The organism is Comamonas aquatica NBRC 14918 (assembly GCF_000739875.1).
GTDB classification, from domain to species: Bacteria; Pseudomonadota; Gammaproteobacteria; order Burkholderiales; family Burkholderiaceae_C; genus Comamonas; species Comamonas aquatica.
Genome location: NZ_BBJR01000043.1, coordinates 11285 through 30521 on the forward strand (window position 1 = coordinate 11285; position 19237 = coordinate 30521).

The 19237-nt window shown below is 66.0% G+C and carries 15 protein-coding genes; 9 read left to right on the forward strand and 6 right to left on the reverse strand.

Annotated elements, in window-relative coordinates:
* Nucleotides 1–101: 101 nt before the first annotated feature.
* Genes leuS through holA form a run of 3 tightly spaced genes read left to right on the forward strand, consistent with a single transcriptional unit; the run spans nt 102 to nt 4412 of the window.
* Complete coding sequence (gene leuS / locus CA2_RS09445) at nt 102–2810, forward strand: leucine--tRNA ligase (RefSeq protein WP_042415844.1); 2709 nt, start codon at nt 102–104, stop codon at nt 2808–2810.
* A 21-nt stretch (nt 2811–2831) separates the two neighbouring features.
* The gene (locus CA2_RS09450; protein ID WP_042416002.1) at nt 2832–3341 is read left to right on the forward strand and encodes an LPS-assembly lipoprotein LptE; all 510 of its coding nucleotides are present in this window, start codon (nt 2832–2834) and stop codon (nt 3339–3341) included.
* Nucleotides 3342–3347: 6 nt separating this feature from the next.
* Nucleotides 3348–4412 carry a DNA polymerase III subunit delta gene (holA, locus tag CA2_RS09455; protein ID WP_042415846.1) on the forward strand — a complete coding sequence of 355 codons (1065 nt, stop codon included), beginning with the start codon at nt 3348–3350 and terminating at the stop codon, nt 4410–4412.
* A 362-nt stretch (nt 4413–4774) separates the two neighbouring features.
* On the opposite strand, the gene CA2_RS09460 is transcribed toward holA, so the two are convergent.
* Nucleotides 4775–5695: a phosphoribosylaminoimidazolesuccinocarboxamide synthase gene (locus CA2_RS09460; protein ID WP_042415848.1), complete on the reverse strand. Its 921-nt coding sequence runs from the start codon at nt 5693–5695 to the stop codon at nt 4775–4777.
* 379 nt (nt 5696–6074) lie between these two features.
* On the opposite strand from CA2_RS09460, the gene hpf reads away from it, so the two are divergent.
* The 3 genes from hpf (at nt 6075) to hprK (ending at nt 8033) form a co-directional block, all read left to right on the forward strand.
* A complete protein-coding gene (gene hpf / locus CA2_RS09465) occupies nt 6075–6422 on the forward strand; it encodes a ribosome hibernation-promoting factor, HPF/YfiA family (protein ID WP_042415849.1) in 348 nt (115 codons plus the stop codon).
* 129 nt (nt 6423–6551) lie between these two features.
* Nucleotides 6552–7019: a PTS sugar transporter subunit IIA gene (locus CA2_RS09470; RefSeq protein ID WP_042415852.1), complete on the forward strand. Its 468-nt coding sequence runs from the start codon at nt 6552–6554 to the stop codon at nt 7017–7019.
* Nucleotides 7020–7067: 48 nt separating this feature from the next.
* Nucleotides 7068–8033, forward strand: a complete 966-nt coding sequence (gene hprK, locus CA2_RS09475) for an HPr(Ser) kinase/phosphatase (protein ID WP_042415854.1) — start codon at nt 7068–7070, stop codon at nt 8031–8033.
* 67 nt (nt 8034–8100) lie between these two features.
* Here hprK and fur read toward each other — a convergent pair whose 3' ends face one another.
* The gene (gene fur, locus CA2_RS09480) at nt 8101–8529 is read right to left on the reverse strand and encodes a ferric iron uptake transcriptional regulator (protein ID WP_042415857.1); all 429 of its coding nucleotides are present in this window, start codon (nt 8527–8529) and stop codon (nt 8101–8103) included.
* Nucleotides 8530–8676: 147 nt separating this feature from the next.
* On the opposite strand from fur, the gene CA2_RS09485 reads away from it, so the two are divergent.
* Both CA2_RS09485 and dapB read left to right on the forward strand, forming a co-directional pair.
* Nucleotides 8677–9222 carry an outer membrane protein assembly factor BamE gene (locus CA2_RS09485; protein ID WP_042415860.1) on the forward strand — a complete coding sequence of 182 codons (546 nt, stop codon included), beginning with the start codon at nt 8677–8679 and terminating at the stop codon, nt 9220–9222.
* Between the two features lie 98 nt (nt 9223–9320).
* On the forward strand, nt 9321–10148 hold the full coding sequence (dapB, locus tag CA2_RS09490; protein ID WP_042415863.1) for a 4-hydroxy-tetrahydrodipicolinate reductase: 828 nt from the start codon (nt 9321–9323) through the stop codon (nt 10146–10148).
* A 49-nt stretch (nt 10149–10197) separates the two neighbouring features.
* On the opposite strand, the gene CA2_RS09495 is transcribed toward dapB, so the two are convergent.
* The 3 genes from CA2_RS09495 to CA2_RS09505 all read right to left on the reverse strand — a co-directional run bounded on the left by CA2_RS09495 (nt 10198) and on the right by CA2_RS09505 (nt 13745).
* Nucleotides 10198–11478 carry a GGDEF domain-containing protein gene (locus tag CA2_RS09495; protein ID WP_245620922.1) on the reverse strand — a complete coding sequence of 427 codons (1281 nt, stop codon included), beginning with the start codon at nt 11476–11478 and terminating at the stop codon, nt 10198–10200.
* Between the two features lie 247 nt (nt 11479–11725).
* Nucleotides 11726–12292 carry a single-stranded DNA-binding protein gene (gene ssb, locus CA2_RS09500; protein ID WP_042415868.1) on the reverse strand — a complete coding sequence of 189 codons (567 nt, stop codon included), beginning with the start codon at nt 12290–12292 and terminating at the stop codon, nt 11726–11728.
* A 271-nt stretch (nt 12293–12563) separates the two neighbouring features.
* A complete protein-coding gene (locus CA2_RS09505) occupies nt 12564–13745 on the reverse strand; it encodes an MFS transporter (protein WP_042416005.1) in 1182 nt (393 codons plus the stop codon).
* A gap of 199 nt (nt 13746–13944) precedes the next feature.
* Here CA2_RS09505 and uvrA point away from each other — a divergent pair, with 199 nt between their 5' ends.
* Nucleotides 13945–16992 (forward strand): excinuclease ABC subunit UvrA, encoded by a 3048-nt coding sequence (gene uvrA, locus CA2_RS09510; protein ID WP_081888940.1) that lies wholly within the window; start codon nt 13945–13947, stop codon nt 16990–16992.
* A gap of 75 nt (nt 16993–17067) precedes the next feature.
* Here the strand turns inward: uvrA and CA2_RS09515 are convergent, their stop codons facing one another.
* Nucleotides 17068–19152, reverse strand: coding sequence for a hypothetical protein (locus CA2_RS09515; RefSeq protein WP_042415871.1), 2085 nt, complete (start codon nt 19150–19152; stop codon nt 17068–17070).
* Nucleotides 19153–19237 lie beyond the last annotated feature (85 nt).

Here is a 19237-nt window from a genome sequence, read left to right on the forward strand (position 1 = left end):
CCGCACCGAAAGGGTCGCCCGTTCGCGCGCCAAGGGAACCGTCCTAGCGCCTAAAATCCAGAGAAAGCAGTATTTTGACTGCACAACCGATCTACCAGCTCATGCAAGACAAATACAACCACACCGAGGTCGAACGCGCGGCGCACGACCATTGGGCCGCCCGCGATGCCTACCGTGTCGTAGAGGACAGCAACAAGAAAAAGTTCTATGCCTGCTCCATGCTGCCCTACCCCAGCGGCAAACTGCACATGGGCCACGTGCGCAACTACACCATCAACGACATGCTCACGCGCCAGCTGCGCATGCAGGGCTACAACGTCTTGATGCCCATGGGCTGGGATGCCTTCGGTCTGCCCGCGGAGAACGCCGCGCTGAAGAACAAGGTGCCACCGGCCCAGTGGACGTACGACAACATCGCGTACATGAAGAAGCAGATGCAGTCCATGGGTCTGGCCATCGACTGGAGCCGCGAGATCGCCACCTGCGACCCCGAGTACTACAAGTGGAACCAGTGGCTGTTCCTGAAGATGCTGGACAAGGGCATCGCCTACCGCAAGACCCAGGTGGTGAACTGGGACCCGGTGGACCAGACCGTGCTGGCCAACGAGCAGGTCATCGACGGCCGCGGCTGGCGCACCGGCGCCCTGGTGGAAAAGCGCGAGATTCCCGGTTACTACCTGGCCATCACCAACTACGCGCAAGAACTGCTGGACCACGTGCAGGTCGGCAACGACAAGGCCACGCTGACCGGCTGGCCCGACAAGGTGCGCCTGATGCAGGAAAACTGGATCGGCAAATCAGCGGGTGTGCGCTTTGCGTTCACCCACGACATCAAGAATGCCGCCGGTGAGCTGATTCAAGACGGCAAGATGTACGTCTTCACCACGCGCGCCGACACCATCATGGGCGTGACCTTCTGCGCCGTGGCGCCCGAGCACCCTCTGGCCCTGCACGCCGCTGCCGCCAACGAGAAGCTGGCAGCCTTCATCGAGGGATGCAAAAAAGGCGGCACCACCGAAGCCGAGCTGGCCGTCAAGGAAAAAGAAGGCATGCCCACGGGCCTGTTCGTCACCCATCCCATCACCGGCACGCAAGTGGAAGTTTGGGTCGGCAACTACGTGTTGATGAGCTATGGCGACGGCGCCGTGATGGGCGTGCCCGCCCACGACGAGCGCGACTTCGCCTTCGCCAACAAGTACGGCCTGCCCATCAAACAGGTGGTGGCCGTGGAAGGCCAGGCCGCTTATGACGACAAGCAGTGGAGCGACTGGTATGGCGACAAGGAGCGCGGCGTACTGATCAACTCCGGCGATCTCGACGGTCTGAACCACAAGGATGCGGTGCAGGCCGTGGCCAAGATCGTGGGCGACAAGGGTTTGGGCGAGCTCAAAACCACCTGGCGCCTGCGCGACTGGGGCATCAGCCGCCAGCGCTACTGGGGCACTCCCATCCCCATCATCCACTGCGCCGATTGCGGCGCACAGCCTGTGCCAGAGCAAGACCTGCCCGTGGTGCTGCCGCAAGACCTGGTCCCCGATGGCTCAGGCAACCCCCTGGTAAAAAGTGAAGCATTCCACGCAGGCGTGGTCTGCCCTTGCTGCGGAAAACCTGCCCGACGCGAGACCGACACCATGGACACCTTCGTGGACAGTTCGTGGTACTTCATGCGTTATTGCGATGCGCAGAACGCCGACAAAATGGTGGCCGACGGCGCCGACTACTGGATGCCTATGGACCAGTACATCGGTGGTGTGGAACACGCCATCCTGCACCTGCTGTACGCCCGCTTCTGGACCAAGGTGATGCGCGATCTGGGCCTGCTCAAGATCGACGAGCCCTTCACCAAGCTGCTGACCCAGGGCATGGTGCTGAACCACATCTACAGCCGCCGCACGGCCAAGGGCGCCAAGGAATACTTCTGGCCCAAGGACGTCGAGCACGTCCACGACGAGACCGGCAAGATCATCGGTGCCAAGCTGAAGACAGAGGTTGACAGCGCCGACGGCCTGCTGCCCGTGGGCACGGCCATCGACTACGAGGGCGTGGGCACCATGTCCAAGTCCAAGAACAACGGCATCGACCCGCAGGAGCTGATCGAGAAGTACGGCGCCGATACCGCGCGCCTGTACACCATGTTCACCGCACCGCCCGAGCTGACGCTGGAGTGGAACGACGCCGCCGTGGAAGGCAGCTACCGCTTCCTGCGCCGCGTCTACAACTTCGGCGCCAAGCTGCTGGCCGGCAACTACGCCGCCGCCGAAGCCGCCACCGACGGCCTGTCCGACCTGTCCCAGGTGCAGTTCGGCAAGGACGCCAAGGCGCTGCGCCTGGAAATCCACACCGTGCTCAAGCAGGTGGACTACGACTACCAGCGCATGCAGTACAACACCGTGGTCTCGGGCGCGATGAAGATGATCAACGCGCTGGAAGGCTTCAAGGGTCTGGACAGCGCCGACGGCCAGATCGCTGCCATCGAAGGCTTTGGCATCCTGCTGCGCGTGCTCTACCCTGCCACGCCGCACATCACCCATGTGCTGTGGAACGAGCTGGGCTACGCCAACAAGCAGGGCGACCTGCTGGATGCGGCCTGGCCCCAGGTGGATGCCTCGGCCCTGGTGCAGGACGAGCTGGAGCTGGTGCTGCAGGTCAACGGCAAGCTGCGCGGCGCGATCCGCGTGCCCGCCGCCGCCGACAAGGCCCTGATCGAAGCCACCGCCCTGGCCCACGAAGAAGCCCAGAAGTTCATCAACGGTGCCACCCCCAAGAAGGTGATCGTGGTGCCAGGCCGTCTGGTCAACATCGTCGTCTGACGACGCCTGAGGATGCACGCCATGCGCAAACGTACGCTGCTTTCCCTGATGGTGCTGGCCCCCGTGGTCAGCGCCTGCGGCTTTCGCCTGCGTGGCGCGCCGTCCTTCCCCTTCAAATCGCTGTATGTGCAGGCCCCGGCGGGCTCGCCCTTCACCCGCGAAGTGCTGCGCCACCTGGCCACGGCCGGTGGCAACCTGACCGTGGTGCTGCCGCCCGCCAAGCCCGACACGGCCGAGGCCACCCTGCACCTGCTGGGCGAGAGCCGCCAGCGCGTGGTGCTGGCCAAGACCGTGTCCGGCCAGGTGCGCGAGGTGGAGCTGCGCCTGACCGGCCGCTTCAAGCTGGTCGACCGCGACGGCCGCGTCTGGATCGAGGACGCGGAAATCCAGCAAAAGCGCGACATGAGCTACAGCGAATCCCTGGCCCTGGCCAAGGACGAGGAAGAAGCCGCCCTGTACCGCAACATGTACGCCGACATGGCGCAGCAGCTGCTGCGCCGCCTAGCCGCCGCCCACCCCCCGGCGGAATAAGCCCCCATGCAACTGGCACTGAACCAGCTGGCCGCACACCTGCACAAAGGTCTGCGGCCTTTGTACACCCTGTACGGCGACGAACCGCTGCAGCAGCAGGAGGCGGCCGACGCCATCCGTGCCGCCGCGCGCGCAGCCGGCCACACCGAACGCAGCGTGCACACCGTGCAGGGGGCGCATTTCGACTGGAGTGCGGTGCTGGCCGCCGGTGGATCGCTGAGCCTGTTTGCCGACAAGCAGCTGGTGGAGCTGCGCATCCCCTCGGGCAAGCCCGGCAAGGACGGCAGCGCCGCCCTGCAGCAGCTGGCCGCCCACGCCGCCCAGGACGAGCACACGCTGACCCTGGTCACCCTGCCGCGCCTGGACGCCCAGACCAAGAAGGGCGCCTGGTTCGCCGCGCTGGACGCCAACGGCGTGACCGTGGCCATCGACCCCATCGAGCGCGCCGCCCTGCCCACCTGGATTGCGCAGCGCCTGGCCCAGCAGGGCCAGCGCGTGGCCTCGGGCGAGGCGGGCCAGCGCACCCTGCAGTTCTTCGCCGACCGCGTGGAAGGCAACCTGCTGGCCGCGCACCAGGAGATCCAGAAACTGGGCCTGCTGCAGCCCGAGGGCGAGCTGAGCTACGAGGTGGTCGAACAGGCCGTGCTGAACGTGGCGCGCTACGACGTCTTTAAGCTGTCCGAGGCCGTGCTGTCCGGCAACCTGCCGCGCGCCATGCGCATGCTCGACGGACTGCAGGCCGAGGGCACGGCCGAGGTGCTGGTCCACTGGACGCTGGCCGAAGACATCCGCAACCTCAAGCGCGCCAAGGACGCGCTGGCCGGCGGCCAGCCCCTGCCCATGGTGCTGCGCGGCCTGCGCATCTGGGGCGCCAAGGAAAAGCTGTTCGAGCGCGTGGTGCCCCGCCTCACGCCCAATGCCGCCGTGCGCCTGCTGCACTCGGCCCACCTAGTCGACGGCATCGTCAAGGGCCTGCCCGCCGACGGCTGGCCGCGCGACAGCTGGCAGGCCCTGCGCAAGCTGGCCATGGACATGGCCAGCGCCCTGCAGGCCGCCCCCGCACGCCGCTGAGAGCTGAGAGCTGAGAGCTGAGAGCTGAGAGCTGAGAGCTGAGAGCTGAGAGCTGAGAGCTGCGGACTGCGGACTGCGGACTGCGGACTGCGGACTGCGGACTGCGGACTGCGGACTGCGGACTGCGGACTGCGGACTGCGGACTGCGGACTGCGGACTGCGGACTGCGGACTGCGGACTGCGGACTGCGGACTGCGCAGGGTTGCACCAACCAGGAGCTGTCTGCGCAAGCCTGGCAAGGATTTCAGATACTTTTCAGCTTCAAAGCCACTACTGAAGAGCGCTGACCGCTCTCTTTTCTGCGAGCACGCACAAAAAAAGCAGCCCTCGGGCTGCTTTTTTCAGCGGCGCGTGGCGCCTGCTCAGGCCATCAGGCGCTGCAGGGCTTCGCGGTACTTGGCGGCGGTCTTCTCGATCACCTCCTGGGGCAGACGCGGCGCCGGGGCCGTCTTGTCCCACAGCTTGCCGTTGACCTTGGCCTGCTCCAGCCAGTCGCGCACGAACTGCTTGTCGTAGCTGGGCGGGTTCTCACCCTTGGCCAGCGCGTCCTCGTAGCCTTCCACGGGCCAGTAGCGCGAGCTGTCGGGGGTCAGCACCTCATCCATCAGCACCAGGGTGCCGTCTTCGGTCAGGCCGAATTCGAACTTGGTGTCGGCAATGATCATGCCCTTGGTCAGCGCGATCTCGGCCGCTTCCTTGTAGATGCGGATGGCGGTGTCGCGGATCTGGGCGGCCAGTTGCTCGCCCACCATTTCCACGGTGCGCTCGTAGGTGATGTTCTCGTCGTGGTCGCCCATCTCGGCCTTGGCGGCGGGGGTGTAGATGGGCTCTGGCAGCTTGGCAGCGTTGGTCAGGCCGGCGGGCAGCTTCACGCCACAGACCGACTGCGAAGCCTTGTATTCCTGCCAGCCGCTGCCGGCCAGGTAGCCGCGCACCACGGCCTCGATCAGCACCGGCTTCAGGCGCTTAACCAGCATGGAGCGGCCTTCGACCTGCTTGACTTCCTCGGGCTTGACCACGGACTCGGGCGCTTCGCCGGTCAGGTGGTTGGGGCAGATGTGGCCCAGCTTGTCGAACCAGAACAGTGCCATCTGCGTCAGCAGCACGCCCTTGCCGGGGATGGGTTCGCCCATGATCACGTCGAAGGCCGACAGACGGTCCGAAGCCACCATCAGGATGCGGTCGTCCCCCACGGCGTAGTTGTCACGCACCTTGCCGCGCGCCAGCAGCGGCAGGGACGTGATGTTGGAAGTGTGCAGGGCAGAAGTCGTGGGCTGTGTCATGGAGAAGGCAGACAAAAGGAATTCGAAACTTGGCAAAGTCGCCGTGCCGGGCAGGCCGTGCTGCAGGCCAGGATTTTAGGGCGGGGCCAGACGCTGGCGCACGCAGCGCCCCTGGTTGCGTCAATGTCGATGCCGGTCCTGCGCAGCGGTGCACACGCCCAGCAGACCGCAGCAAAAACGCCCCATTTTGCGCTCATTTGCGCCCCCCGTCTGCCGGGCGGCCATTTCCCCGCGTGCTACCCCAGCATGCGCTTGCACACCCCGGTCAACAGGCGCATAGTGGTCCGCAAGCGACGAATGCGCATTCAACCGCCCCAGGCCGCACCCTCCGGTGTGCGGCCCCCAGCTTTGCCACCCTGAAAGCACAGGAGGTTGATTTATGAACTTGACCATCAGCGGCCACCATCTGGATGTCAGCCACGCCTTGCGGGCCTACGTTCTCGCCAAACTGGACCGCGTGCTGCGCCATGTGGACCAAGTGATCCACGTGAAGGTGCTGCTGTCCACGCACAACGAAGCGCAAAAGGACGGGCGCCAGCGCGCCGAATGCAGCATCCTCGTCAAGGGCAATGCCCTGCACGCCGGCAGCAAGCACTTTGACCTGTACGCCGCGATCGACGAGTTGGCCGACAAGCTGGACCGCCTGGCCCTCAGCCACAAGACCCGCACCAAGTGCTGGCGCTGCACGCCGACCAAACACGCCGTGGCGGCCTTCGCGGCCCCTTAAAGCACCTTGTCTTTTGCTTGAATGCAGATTTGGGTAAAGTCTGCCCTGACAGGCCGCCAGTTGGCGGCCTTTTTGCTCCGGCGCACCAGCCAGCATTCTGGGTCCGGGCGATGCATAATTCTTCCCAACATGAACCGTCTAGCTTCCATCCTGTCGCCCGCTCAAGTGCTTGTGAGCGTTGATGCCACCAGCAAAAAACGCGCTTTTGAAGAAGCCGGTCTTTTGTTTGAAGGACTGCACGGCCTGTCGCGCGCGCTGATCACGGACAGCCTGTTCGCCCGGGAGCGTCTGGGCTCCACCGGACTGGGCCATGGCGTCGCCATCCCCCACGGCCGCATCAAGGGCCTGAAGGCCCCGATGGCCGCGGTGTTCCAGCTGGCCCGCGCCATCGGCTTCGATGCCCCCGATGAGCAACCGGTGCAGCTGCTGATCTTTCTGCTGGTGCCCGAAGCCGCCACCCAGCAGCACCTGGAAATCCTGTCGGAAATTGCCGAGCTGCTGAGCGACAGCGGCCTGCGCGAGTCGCTCAAGAGCGCCAACGACGCCCTGGTCCTGCACGAACTGATTGCCACCTGGCAATCCGCTGCTGCCAACTAACCCCACCTTGCCTGCTGCGAGGGCCGGCAAGGTTTCACTGCCCCCGCCATGCGCCACAAAGCCATCAACGCCAACCGGCTCTTCGAAGCTTTTCGTACCACGCTGCGTTGGGAATGGCTGGCCGGCCTGGGCGCCTCGGAACGCCGCTTCGATGAAATGGCCGTGCGCTCCGCGCGCTCCGGCGCCGATCTGGTCGGCTACCTGAACTACATCCACCCCTACCGCCTGCAGGTGCTGGGGGAACGCGAGGTGGCCTACCTGCAGAACGCCACCCCCGAAGACTGCGCCCGACGCATTGCGCGCATCGTCAAGCTGGAGCCCCCGGTGCTGGTGCTGGCCGATGGCCAGGCGGCGCCCCCCGCCCTGCTGACCATGTGCGAACAGGCACAAATCCCCATGTTCGCCACGCGCGAAGCCTCGGCCTTCGTCATCGACGTGCTGCGCGCCTACCTGTCCAAGCACTTTGCCGACCGCACCACCATGCACGGCGTGTTCATGGACATCCTGGGCATGGGGGTGATGATCACCGGCGAGTCCGGCCTGGGCAAGAGCGAGCTGGGCCTGGAACTGATCACCCGGGGCAACGGCCTGGTTGCCGACGATGCCGTCGACCTGTACCGCATCAACCAGACCACCATCGAGGGCAAGTGCCCCGAGCTGCTGCAGAACCTGCTGGAAGTGCGTGGCATCGGCCTGCTGGACATCCGCGCCATCTTTGGCGAGACCGCCGTGCGCCGCAAGATGCGCCTCAAGCTCATCGTGCACCTGGTGCGCAAGGAAACCATGGAGCGCGAGTACGAACGCCTGCCCCAGGAGCCCCTGACCCAGGACGTGCTGGGCATCCCGGTGCGCAAGGTGGTGATTCCCGTGACCGCGGGCCGCAACATTGCGGTGCTGGTGGAAGCCGCCGTGCGCAACAGCATCCTGCAGCTGCGGGGCATCGACACCTACCAAGAGTTTGTCGAGCGTCACCGCAAGGCGATGGAGCGCGACATGGGCCGCGGCGCCCAGTAAGGCGGCATAAAAAAAGGCATCACGAGGATGCCTGGTCAGCAGCAGGGCACGCTCGGCGTGCCGGCGCTCAGCGCTTGCCCACCTTGGTCGTGCAGTCGGCACACTGGCCGTACAGCGACATGGAGTGATCCTGGATGCTCCAGCCCATGCGGTCGGCGATCATCTGCTGGCGCTTCTCGATCTCGGGGTCATAGAACTCCTCCACCTTGCCGCACGCCGTGCAGACGAAATGGTCGTGGTGCTGGCCCTCGTTGAGCTCGTACACCGCCTTGCCACTTTCGAAATTGCTGCGCAGCAAGATGCCGGCCTGCTCGAACTGGGTCAGCACGCGGTAGACCGTCGCCAGACCAATGTCCGAACGCTCATCGAGCAGGACGCGAAACACGTCTTCGGCCGTCATATGGCGTTGCTTGCCACCCTGGAAAATCTCCAAGATCTTCAGGCGCGGCAGCGTCGCTTTCAGGCCTGTGCTTTTGAGGTCGTCGATGTTCTTCATGGCGTAATTGAAAGTGGGTTGCGGCACAAGCTTACGACAGCTTGCCCCTGACAACAAAACGGCCCAAAACCGGGTGCGCAATTGCGCGCCAGCCCCGACAGCACCTGCCGCTACAATGGGCCAGATCATATCCTTGGCTTATTACCCATGCATGTACACGCCCGTTGTCGCCTCCGGGTGGCGCTGACCCTGTCTCTCGTCTCGCTGCTGGCCGCATGTAGCAGCGTGAGTGAAACCACCCGCAATGCCATGAGCTCCATCACCCCCTATAAGGTGGAAGTGGTGCAAGGCAATTTCGTCTCGCGCGAACAGGTGCAGGCCCTGCAGCCTGGCATGAGCCGCCAGCAGGTGCGTGAAATCCTGGGCACGCCCCTGGTCACCAGCGTTTTTCACGCCGACCGCTGGGACTATGTGTTCACCATCCAGCGCCAGGGGGTGGAAGCCCAGAACCGCAAGCTGAACGTCTTCTTCGAAGGCGAACGCTTCGTGCGGGCCGAAGGCGATGAAATGCCCTCGGAATCTGAATTTGTGGCCACTCTGGGCAAGCCCACCGGCAAGCTGAAGGTGCCCAACCTGCAGGCCTCCGAAGAGCAGCTGGCCAAGTTTCCGGCCGCCAAGCCCAAGGCTGCGGACGCTGTCGCCCGCGACACCGCGCAACCCCAGCGCAGCTACCCCCCGCTGGAAGCCAACTGAATTTCTCTGCACATGCGCCTTGGCATGCTGCACACGGGCCGCTCGGTGCCTCAGGCGCTGGAGCGGCTTTGCACGTTCGACACACTGACAGGATTGCTATGACCGCCACCTCTTCGACCCCTCGCCTGCGCATCGCCATCGCAGGCGCATCTGGCCGCATGGGCCGCATGCTGGTAGAGGCCATCCAGAACAGCAAAGACTGCATGCTGACAGCGGCCCTGGACCTGCCCGGCAGCCTGGCCCTAGGCACCGATGCCGCCGCCTTTCTGGGCCAGAACAGCGGTGCGCTGATCGAAAGCGACCTGCACAGTGCACTGTCCAAGGCCGATTTCCTGATCGACTTCACCCGCCCCGAAGGGACACTGGAGCACCTGGCCGTGTGCGCCGAGCTGGGCGTCAAGGTAGTGATTGGCACCACCGGTTTCAGCGATGCGCAAAAGGCCCAGATTGCCGCCTACGCGCAAAAGACCGCCATCATGCTGGCGCCCAACATGAGCGTGGGTGTCAACGTCACACTGAAGCTGCTGGAGATGGCCGCCAAGGCGCTGGATACCGGCTACGACATCGAGATCGTCGAGGCCCACCACAAGCACAAGGTGGATGCGCCCTCGGGCACCGCCATCAAGATGGGCGAAGTGATTGCCGAAGCCCAGGGCACCAAGCTGGAAGACCGCGCCGTCTACGAGCGCTTTGGCCACACCGGGGAGCGCAAGGAAAACACCATCGGGTTTGCCACAGTGCGTGGCGGCGACATCGTGGGCGACCACACCGTGTTGTTTGCCGGCACGGGCGAGCGCATCGAGATCACACACAAATCCAGCAGCCGCGCCACCTATGCCGAAGGCAGCCTGCGCGCCGTGCGCTTCCTGGCCACCCAGGCGCAGGGCCAGTTCGACATGTTCGACGTACTGAACCTGCGCGCCTGAACACCGCCTGCGCAGCCCGGCCCGCAGGCCCCGGGCTGCGCGGGCGGGCTCAGCCTTCCAGCTCGGCCACCTGCACCCGGTTGCGACCGGCGGTCTTGGCGCGGTACAGCGCCGCATCGCTTTGGCGCAGGATGCGCTGGTAGTCGGGATGGCCGTCGAAGGTCGCCACCCCCACGCTGATGGTGACGCCCTGGGTCTGGTTGCGCGGCAGCTGAAAGCGCACCTGCTCCACCTGCTTGCGCAGCTTCTCGGCCACGCGCTGGGCCCCTTCGCTGCCGGTATCGACCAGCACCATCAGGAACTCCTCGCCCCCCAGGCGGAACAGGTAATCCCCCCCGCGGATGTTGTGGCTCAGCAGCGCCGCCATCTGCTGCAGCACCATGTCGCCACCCTCGTGGCCATGCTGGTCGTTGATCTGCTTGAAGAAGTCGATGTCGATGGTCAGCACGCTGAACGCCGCAGCGCTCTTGCGCGCATAGGACACCTCCTTGGACAGCACCACGGGCAGGAACTTGCGGTTGAGCAGTTGCGTCAGCACGTCGCGCCCGGCATCCAGTTCGCTATTCTGCGTGAACAAGGCCTCCAGATTCATGGCCATGTGACGAACCTGTTCGTGCAGCTGCAGCAGCGGCTGCGCCACCTCGCCGCCCTTGGCACGCATCAGGGCGGGCAGCAGCTCCTGGTCGATGCGTTCGATGGCGTCCAGAATGCTCTGCGCGGCCGGGGCGCCCTGGAACATGTCGGCGCCTTTGTGGCGGAACCACAGCCCGAAATTGGACGAGGCTAGGCTGCTCAGCGGCTGGCTTTCCGCGCCCAGCGCGTGCAGGTACAGGCACTGGTTCTCCCAGGCCAGCAGCTCGGCGCGCCGCTGCTCGCGCACGGTCGTGAGGTTCTGCGTCACGGAGAACAGGCGGTACGCCTCCTTGGTGCGCGAATTGCTGTCGCGCGACACCGCATAGCCTTGCGACATCGCCTCCATGGCGTGGTCGATCACGGCGGCCACCATCTGGCTGGCCAGCGTCTGCTGCTCGGGATGGTGCTGCGCCAGCAGGTGGTGCCAGCCGTCCTTGAGCCGGCGCGCGCCGCGCAGCACCAGGTGCACGGGCACGTCCACCCGCGCATGGATTTCACCGATCTTGACTTGGTGCTGCACCAGGGGCTCCAGGTCATCCTCCGGCTGCGCGCTCAGCACCTGGGCAATCCACTGGCGCATGGACCCCATCAAACGGGCATGCACCTGTTCGTGCGACAGCAGGCCCGCCGCGGCCTCGTCTTCCAGCATGGCGCTGTAAAAGTGCTCGGCCAGCGCCTGGTTGTGGGCCTGTGCCATCTCCGCCACCAAGCACCGGATCTGCGGGGAAAAACTCGACAACAGGCGACGCCATTGGTTGGCATAGAAAGAAGGCATGGGACAGGCAGACAAAGCCAAAACCTTGCAGTCTGCCCAGAACTGCCCAAACCTGCGCCTGGGGCCCACAAACCCCGCGCCCGCATCCGAGTTCTAGGCCCCGGCTTGCGGGCATAAAAAAACCCGCAGCGGGTGAACCGTGCGGGTGGTGCGATCAGGCTGTGGCCGTTCAGAACGGAATGTCGTCGTCCATGTCGTCAAAGCCGGAGGCTGCGCGCTGGGGCGGTGGGGCCATGGGCGCGGGGGCCGCCGCGGGCGGGGCCATGCGCTGCTGGGGTGCGGCCTGGCGCGGTGCGGGCGCTGGCGCGCGGCGTGGGGCCTGGGCCTCGTAGCCACCGTTGTCGCCATAGCCGGCGTCATCGCCATAGCCCTGGTTCTGGTTGCCGCCGCCCATGCCCTGGCGGCTACCCAGCATCTGCATACTGTCGGCACGGATTTCGGTGGCGTAGCGCTCCTGGCCGGTGGCCTGGTCGGTCCACTTGCGCGTGCGCAGGCTGCCTTCCACATAGACCTGCGAGCCCTTGCGCAGGTACTGGCCGACGATCTCGGCCAGGCGGCCGTTGAAGACCACGCGGTGCCACTCGGTGGATTCCTTGTTCTCGCCGGTGTTCTTGTCACGCCAGCGGTCGGTGGTGGCGATGGTGACATTGGCGACCTGGTCCCCGCTGGGGAAAGTGCGCATTTCGGGGTCGCGCCCCAAGTTGCCGACGATGATGACCTTGTTGACGGATGCCATGGTGAATACCTTTGTGCAAGTAGCGCGGGCAAAAAGTGGGGAGGTTCCCGCGCCAGATCAGTGAGTGCAGCACCCCCCGGTATGACTGCAGGCTGGCAGCATACCGCACCTGCCGCGCGTCGTGCAGCCCCGCACAACAACACCTGTGCGCCTGCCGGACATGCGGCGCAGGACGTTTCAAAAATCAGAGCAGGCCGCGCTGATTTAGAAATGGCTTCCATGCATTTCCGCATGGAAGCCATTAATCAGCCAGCGCTAGATGCTCTGTTTTTTAATGACGTGGCGCACGCCCAATCGGCTGCAGCGGCCAGGTGATCACCAGCCACAGCAGCATCAGCGCCGCCGTGGCCGTGAACAGGGCCGGCATGCCGCCCCACTTGGCCAGCCCCCCGCCCAAAAAGCCACCAGCAAACAGCCCCAACGACTGCAGGGTGTTGTACGCCCCCAGGGCCGCGCCACGCAGCGCCGCAGGGGCCATGCGCGAGACCAGGCTGGGCTGGCTGGCCTCCAGCGCGTTGAAGCCCACGAAGAACAGGAACATCAGCCCGCCCAGCAGCGCCAGCGAGGCCGGCAGCACCGCCTGGGCCACGGCCCCCAGGCCGATCTGCACCACCAAGATCAGGCCGATGGAGCCCAGCAGGGCGGCGCGCAGACGCCCCCGGCGCTCCAGGGCAAACAAACCGCCCATGGCGACGAAGGACAGCACCACGGCCGGCAGGTACAGCTTCCAGTGCACATCCTTGGCCAGCCCGGCCGACACCAGCAGCGCCGGCACGGCCACCCACATCGCCATCTGCACGGTGTGCAGCAGGAACACGCCGGCGTTCAGGCGCAGCAGATCGGGGTGCTGCCACAGCTCGGACGCCTTGCCGCGCGGTGCGTCCGAGTGCCGGACCGGCTCGGGCGGCACCACCAACAGCACCACGGCGATGCCGGCCAGCGTGAGTGCAAAGGTCAAGCCGAAAATGCCGGGCAGCCCGCCCCAGGCCGCCAGCAGCGGGCTGAGCACCAGGGCCAGCGCAAACATCAGGCCGATGGAGCCACCCACCAGGGCCATGGCCTTGGTGCGCACGCTGTCACGCGTCAGGTCGGCCATCAGCGCCGTCACGGCGGCCGAGACCGCGCCCGCGCCCTGCAGCGCCCGCCCGGCCATCAGCCCGAGCAGGGAATCGGCCAGGGCGGCCACCAGGCTGCCCAGCGCGAACACGGCCAGCCCGGCCACGATGACGCGCTTGCGGCCCCAGCGGTCCGAGGCCAGGCCCAGCGGCAGCTGGAACACGGCCTGCGTCAGCCCGTACAGGCCCATGGCCAAGCCCACCAGGGCCGCGTCCTGGCCGCCCGGGTATTTGGCCGCCTCCAGCGCGAACACCGGCAGCACCAGGAACAGCCCCAGCATGCGCAGCGCAAAAATCAGCGCCAGGCTGGCGCTGGCGCGGCGCTCCAGCGGGGTCATCGTGCTGCCGACGGCGGTGTCAGGCGAGGTGGAGGGGGTATCGGTGTGGGGCTGGGACACGCAACAAAACCAAGGTGGAACGGCACAAAAAAGCCGCAATCCGCGGCGCACGGAGCCCCGGTACAGCGGCTCCAACAAGTCCTTATTGTCTGCGATTGGGCAGATGACCGCCACACACCGGGCGGGCCAAATCTCTATGATGGATGATTTCCTTTCGGACCCCAGCCCTGACGTGACTGCCGCCTTGACTCCCTTCCCGCCTGCCGATGCGCCCGACCCTGACGGCCGCTACCTGGGCCAGGCCCTTGGGCATACGCGCATCAGCATCCGCGGTGCCCGCACGCACAACCTCAAGAACATCGACCTGGACATCCCGCGCAACCAGCTGGTGGTGGTGACCGGTCTGTCGGGCTCGGGCAAGTCCAGCCTGGCCTTCGACACCTTGTACGCCGAGGGCCAGCGCCGCTACGTGGAAAGCCTGTCGGCCTATGCGCGCCAGTTCCTGGGGCAGCTCGACAAGCCGGACGTGGACCTGATCGAAGGCCTGTCGCCGGCGATTGCCATCGAACAGAAGGCCGCCAGCCACAACCCGCGCTCCACCGTGGGCACGGTCACCGAGATCAACGACTACCTGCGCCTGCTGTTCGCCCGCGCCGGCACGCCCTACTGCCCCGAACACGATCTGCCCCTGCAGGCCCAGACCATCAGCCAGATGGTGGACGCCATCCTGGCCCTGCCCGAAGGCACCCGGCTGATGGTGCTGGCCCCGGTGGCACGCGCGCGCAAGGGCGAATTCGCCGAGCTGTTCACGCAGATGCAGGCCCAGGGCTACATCCGCTTTCGCATCAACGGCAGCGTGCGCGAGGCCAGCGACCTGCCGGTGCTGGACAAGCACGCCAAGCACGACATCGACGTGGTGGTGGACCGCGTCAAGGTGCGCCCCGACCTGCAGCAGCGCCTGGCCGAAAGCCTGGAGGCGGCACTGCGCATCGGCGGCGATGCCGCCAGCGGCCGCGTGCTGGCCGTGGACATGGACAGTGGCCAGGAGCACGTCTTCAGCAGCCGCTTTGCCTGCCCGCTGTGCACCTATGCGCTGGAGGAGCTGGAGCCGCGCCTGTTCTCCTTCAACTCCCCGATGGGCGCCTGCCCCACCTGCGACGGCCTGGGCATCAGCGAGGACTTCGACCCGGACAAGGTCGTGCCCTTTCCCTCCATCAGCCTGGCCAACGGTGCCATCCACGGATGGGACCGGCGCAACAGCACCTACTTCAGCCTGCTGCAAAGCATTGCGCAGCACTACGGCCAGGATGTGGAGGCACCGTTCGACAGCTGGCCAGCCGCCGTGCGCCAGGTCGTGCTGTGGGGCTCCGGCACCGAGAAACTGGCCTTCACCTACGACGGTGACGGCAAGCCCACCGTGGTGGAGCATGTGTTCGAAGGCGTCATCCCCAACATGGCACGGCGCCTGCGCGAAAGCGATTCGCAGATCGTGCGCGACGACCTGGCCCGCCTGCGCAGCCTGCGCAGCTGCCCCGACTGCCACGGCAGCCGCCTGCGCCGTGAGGCACGCCATGTGCGCGTGGGCGACGGCGATCAGGCCCGTGCCATCTACGAGGTCAACGCCGCCACCCTGGCCCAGGCCCACCAGTGGTTCAGCACCCTGCAGCTGCAGGGCAACAAGGCCGAGATCGGCGAGAAGATCGTCAAGGAAATTTCCTCGCGCCTGCGCTTCCTGCTGGACGTGGGCCTGAACTACCTGAGCCTGGAGCGCAGCGCGGACACCCTGTCCGGCGGCGAGTCCCAGCGCATCCGCCTGGCCAGCCAGATCGGCAGCGGCCTGACCGGCGTGATGTACGTGCTGGACGAGCCCAGCATCGGCCTGCACCAGCGCGACAACGACCGCCTGATCGCCACGCTGCAGCACCTGCGCAACATCGGCAACAGCGTGATCGTGGTGGAGCACGACGAAGACATGATGCGTGCGGCCGACTGCATCATCGACATGGGCCCGGGCGCCGGCGTGCACGGGGGCCAGATCATGGCCCAGGGCACGTTCGACGAAGTCAAGGCCACGCCCCAGTCCCCGACCGGCCAGTACCTGAGCGGCACCAAGCGCATCGCCGTGCCCTCCCGCCGCACGCCCTGGCTGCCCGTGAAGTCGGCCGACACGGCGGCAGCGCCTGCCGCCAGCGGCTTTCCGGCCATCCCCGGCAGCGGCAATGCCCCCGATCACCACGCCCTGCAAAGCCTGCGCGTGGTGGGTGCCCGCAGCCACAACCTGCAGGACGTGACGGTGGACTTCCCGATCGGGCTGTTCACCTGCGTGACGGGGGTCTCCGGCTCCGGCAAGAGCACCCTGGTCAACGACACGCTGTACGCCGAAGTGGCGCGCCAGCTGCACCGCGCCGGCACCGAACCCGGCGCCCACCAGGCGCTCGAAGGCCTGGAGCACCTGGACAAGGTCATCAACGTGGACCAGGCCCCCATCGGCCGCACGCCGCGCAGCAACCCCGCCACCTACACTGGGCTGTTCGCCCCGATCCGCGACCTGTTTGCTGAGACCGCCACCGCGCGCGAACGCGGCTATGGCCCGGGGCGCTTTTCCTTCAACGTGGCCGGCGGGCGCTGCGAAGCCTGCCAGGGCGACGGCATGATCAAGGTGGAAATGCACTTTCTGCCCGATGTCTACGTGCCCTGCGATGTCTGCCACGGCCAGCGCTACAACCGTGAAACGCTGGAGGTGCAATGGAAGGGCAAGCACATCGCCGACGTGCTGGGCATGACGGTGGAAGAGGCGCGCAGCTTTTTCCAGGACGTGCCCAGCATCGCGCGCAAGCTGCAGACCCTGCTGGACGTGGGCCTGGGCTACATCCGCATCGGGCAGAGCGCCACCACCCTGTCGGGCGGCGAGGCCCAGCGCGTCAAGCTGGCGCTGGAGCTGTCCAAGCGCGACACGGGGCGCACGCTCTACATCCTGGACGAACCCACCACCGGCCTGCACTTTGCCGATGTGCAGCTGCTGCTCAACGTGCTGCACCAGCTGCGCGATGCGGGCAACACCATCGTGGTGATTGAGCACAACCTGGACGTGATCAAGACCGCAGACTGGATCATCGACATGGGCCCCGAAGGCGGCACCGGCGGCGGCCAGGTGGTGGCCACGGGCACACCCGAGCAGGTGGCGCAGCATGCCGACAGCCACACGGGCCGTTATCTGACCAGCTACCTCCAGGCGGCCTCGCGCTAAGTCCGCCCTCAGCCAGCTAGGCCGATGGCGGCCTAGCTGGCCCTCGGTCCGCTGCGCGGCCGACTCCACCAGTGGCTACAGATAGCGCGACCACTGGACCTGCACCTGGGCATTGGGGTCCGTGGACTCGCCGCCCGTGCCCGGGGTACCGGGCTTGCCCCCGCCAGGGTCCATGGTTTTGGGCAGGTTGCGCAAATCAAAGGTGGTGCTGCCTCCCATGGAATTCTTGGCCGCCGTACCCTGCGCCAGGGCGGTGACATAGCCATGCACCGTGGTGCTGCCGCCGCTGGTGAATTCGTTGCCGGCCTTGACGCTGCCATAGATGTAGGCCGAAGAGCCCAGCGTGATGTTGCCGCCAACATAGCTGGCCAGATCCGCATAGTTCTCATCGCTGCGGCTGCCTGCCAGCATGGCGTAATTGCCCAGGCCTTCCAGGCCAGTCTGCAGGTACTTGGCTCCGGCCTTGTCGCACAGGTCCGTGGGGTACAGCCCCGGAAAGTAGCTGTTCTCGCACACCCCGGTCGGCGCATACTGCACGCCATCCACCCGGCCGCTGTAGCCGGCGTAATTCGGGGCGTAGACGCTGGTGCCGCCTGCCGTGGTAATGTTGCTGCTGGCAATGAAGGTGTTGTAGTACACGCCATTGCCCACCTCGAGATTGCCCTGGAACCACGCGATGCCGGGCGCGGCACTGGTGCCGTTGATGGACCACGTCTGGGTTTTGCTGTTGAAGGCAAAGCAGCTGTTGTACTCCGAATAGCCCTTGCACAGCGTGATGGACTGAGCGGGCAGGGGGTCGGCGCAGCGCACGGAAGACCCGCTCCCCGTCACCTTGGTGCACAGACGATCCTTGTAAGGCCCGCTGTCATAGTCCGCCAGGAAGTATTCGCCATCCTGAATCCCGGCCACGTGGCGCACCACCACTTTCTTGGAACCGGCTGCATTCACGAAGAACACATAGTTCGCCAGGTGGCGCACATCGTTCGCATTGAAGGTCTCTTTCGCCGCCTCCACCTTGGCCACCGCCGACACATCGACCACCAATCCACTGGTGACCTGGACATTGATCTTGTTGTTCCAGTTGGGTTTGCTCACGGTGCCACCGACGCGCCCCCCTGCCACCGTCGCATCGCTGTTGACCGTCAGCTTGCCCTGGGCCGTCAGTGCGGTCACCGTACCCGAAGCCAGCGTGACATCGCCCGCCGTCTGCACCTGGCGCGCGCCGGCACTGCCGGCACTCAGGTCAACCCCCCGCACCGCGGGCGCCGCACAGGTGGACGCAGCGGCGGAATTCCAGGGCGGGCTGTAACCGGGGGCCGCACAGGCGCCCACGTCCTCGGGATTGACCCGGGCGTACACCTCGCCGTTCTGCGACACCCCGGACTCCAGCTTGGCTGAACCGTTGGCCCGCAACACGCCCGGCACGCTGGCCCCGCCCAGCACGCAGGCATTGCGGCGGGCGTTGATCGTCTTGGCCGTCACGCTGCCGTCAATGAACACGTCGCAGTTCGCGTGCAGCTCATCGAAGGAGGAGCCGCTGCCGATCCGGATCGAACCGGTCGAAGTGATCTTCTTGACCCCGGTGATGGAGTTGCCGTCGGTGGAGACATCGCCGATCACCGAAATCTCATAGGCCTCGGCCCCCGCATCCTGCAGCACATTGATGCTGCCCCCCAGCTTCAGGTTGCGGCTGAACGTGATCACCCGATGATCGGGCTGCGCCGGTGTGCCACCGTTGCCGCCCGTGCCCTCCTCGCCATTGCCACCACTGCCGGGCATGGCATAGACGACTTCCAGGCCCACACGGGCCTCGGCCGGAGACCCTTGCGCCGTCATGCCCACGATCTGCGCGGTCACGGTCTTGGCCGTCGTGTTCACGGCCGTGAGCTGCGCCTCGACCACCCCGTCGACGCCTTCGCCCTGCAAGGTCAGCGTCTGCGGGAACGTGGCCCCCATCAACTGGGTCCACTGACCCTGCTGCCGGACATGCTGCAGGTACTGACGCACCAGTTCCGCGCCGGTCCAGGCCTTGAGCTGCGCCTGCGTCTGGGCGTGGTTGCTCAGGGTATAGACCTGCTGCTGGCGCAAGTACGCCGACGAGCCCAGCACCATGACCGTCAGCGTCAGCCCGACCAGCAACAACAGCAACACGGTGGCCACACCCTGCTGCCTACCGGCATGCCCTGGCCTGTGACCCCGCGCAGATGCTCGCTGCCCAGGCTTGTGCCCCCCCCATGCCCGTACT

Excerpts from the sequence above, each read along its gene's own strand:
- leuS (WP_042415844.1), top strand. The coding sequence starts at position 102 with ATGCAAGACAAATACAACCACACCGAGGTCGAACGCGCGGCGCACGAC.
- CA2_RS09450 (WP_042416002.1), top strand. The coding sequence starts at position 2,832 with ATGCGCAAACGTACGCTGCTTTCCCTGATGGTGCTGGCCCCCGTGGTC.
- holA (WP_042415846.1), top strand. The coding sequence starts at position 3,348 with ATGCAACTGGCACTGAACCAGCTGGCCGCACACCTGCACAAAGGTCTG.
- CA2_RS09460 (WP_042415848.1), bottom strand. The coding sequence starts at position 5,695 with ATGACACAGCCCACGACTTCTGCCCTGCACACTTCCAACATCACGTCC.
- hpf (WP_042415849.1), top strand. The coding sequence starts at position 6,075 with ATGAACTTGACCATCAGCGGCCACCATCTGGATGTCAGCCACGCCTTG.
- CA2_RS09470 (WP_042415852.1), top strand. The coding sequence starts at position 6,552 with ATGAACCGTCTAGCTTCCATCCTGTCGCCCGCTCAAGTGCTTGTGAGC.
- hprK (WP_042415854.1), top strand. The coding sequence starts at position 7,068 with ATGCGCCACAAAGCCATCAACGCCAACCGGCTCTTCGAAGCTTTTCGT.
- fur (WP_042415857.1), bottom strand. The coding sequence starts at position 8,529 with ATGAAGAACATCGACGACCTCAAAAGCACAGGCCTGAAAGCGACGCTG.
- CA2_RS09485 (WP_042415860.1), top strand. The coding sequence starts at position 8,677 with ATGCATGTACACGCCCGTTGTCGCCTCCGGGTGGCGCTGACCCTGTCT.
- dapB (WP_042415863.1), top strand. The coding sequence starts at position 9,321 with ATGACCGCCACCTCTTCGACCCCTCGCCTGCGCATCGCCATCGCAGGC.
- CA2_RS09495 (WP_245620922.1), bottom strand. The coding sequence starts at position 11,478 with ATGGCACAGGCCCACAACCAGGCGCTGGCCGAGCACTTTTACAGCGCC.
- ssb (WP_042415868.1), bottom strand. The coding sequence starts at position 12,292 with ATGGCATCCGTCAACAAGGTCATCATCGTCGGCAACTTGGGGCGCGAC.
- CA2_RS09505 (WP_042416005.1), bottom strand. The coding sequence starts at position 13,745 with ATGACCCCGCTGGAGCGCCGCGCCAGCGCCAGCCTGGCGCTGATTTTT.
- uvrA (WP_081888940.1), top strand. The coding sequence starts at position 13,945 with ATGGATGATTTCCTTTCGGACCCCAGCCCTGACGTGACTGCCGCCTTG.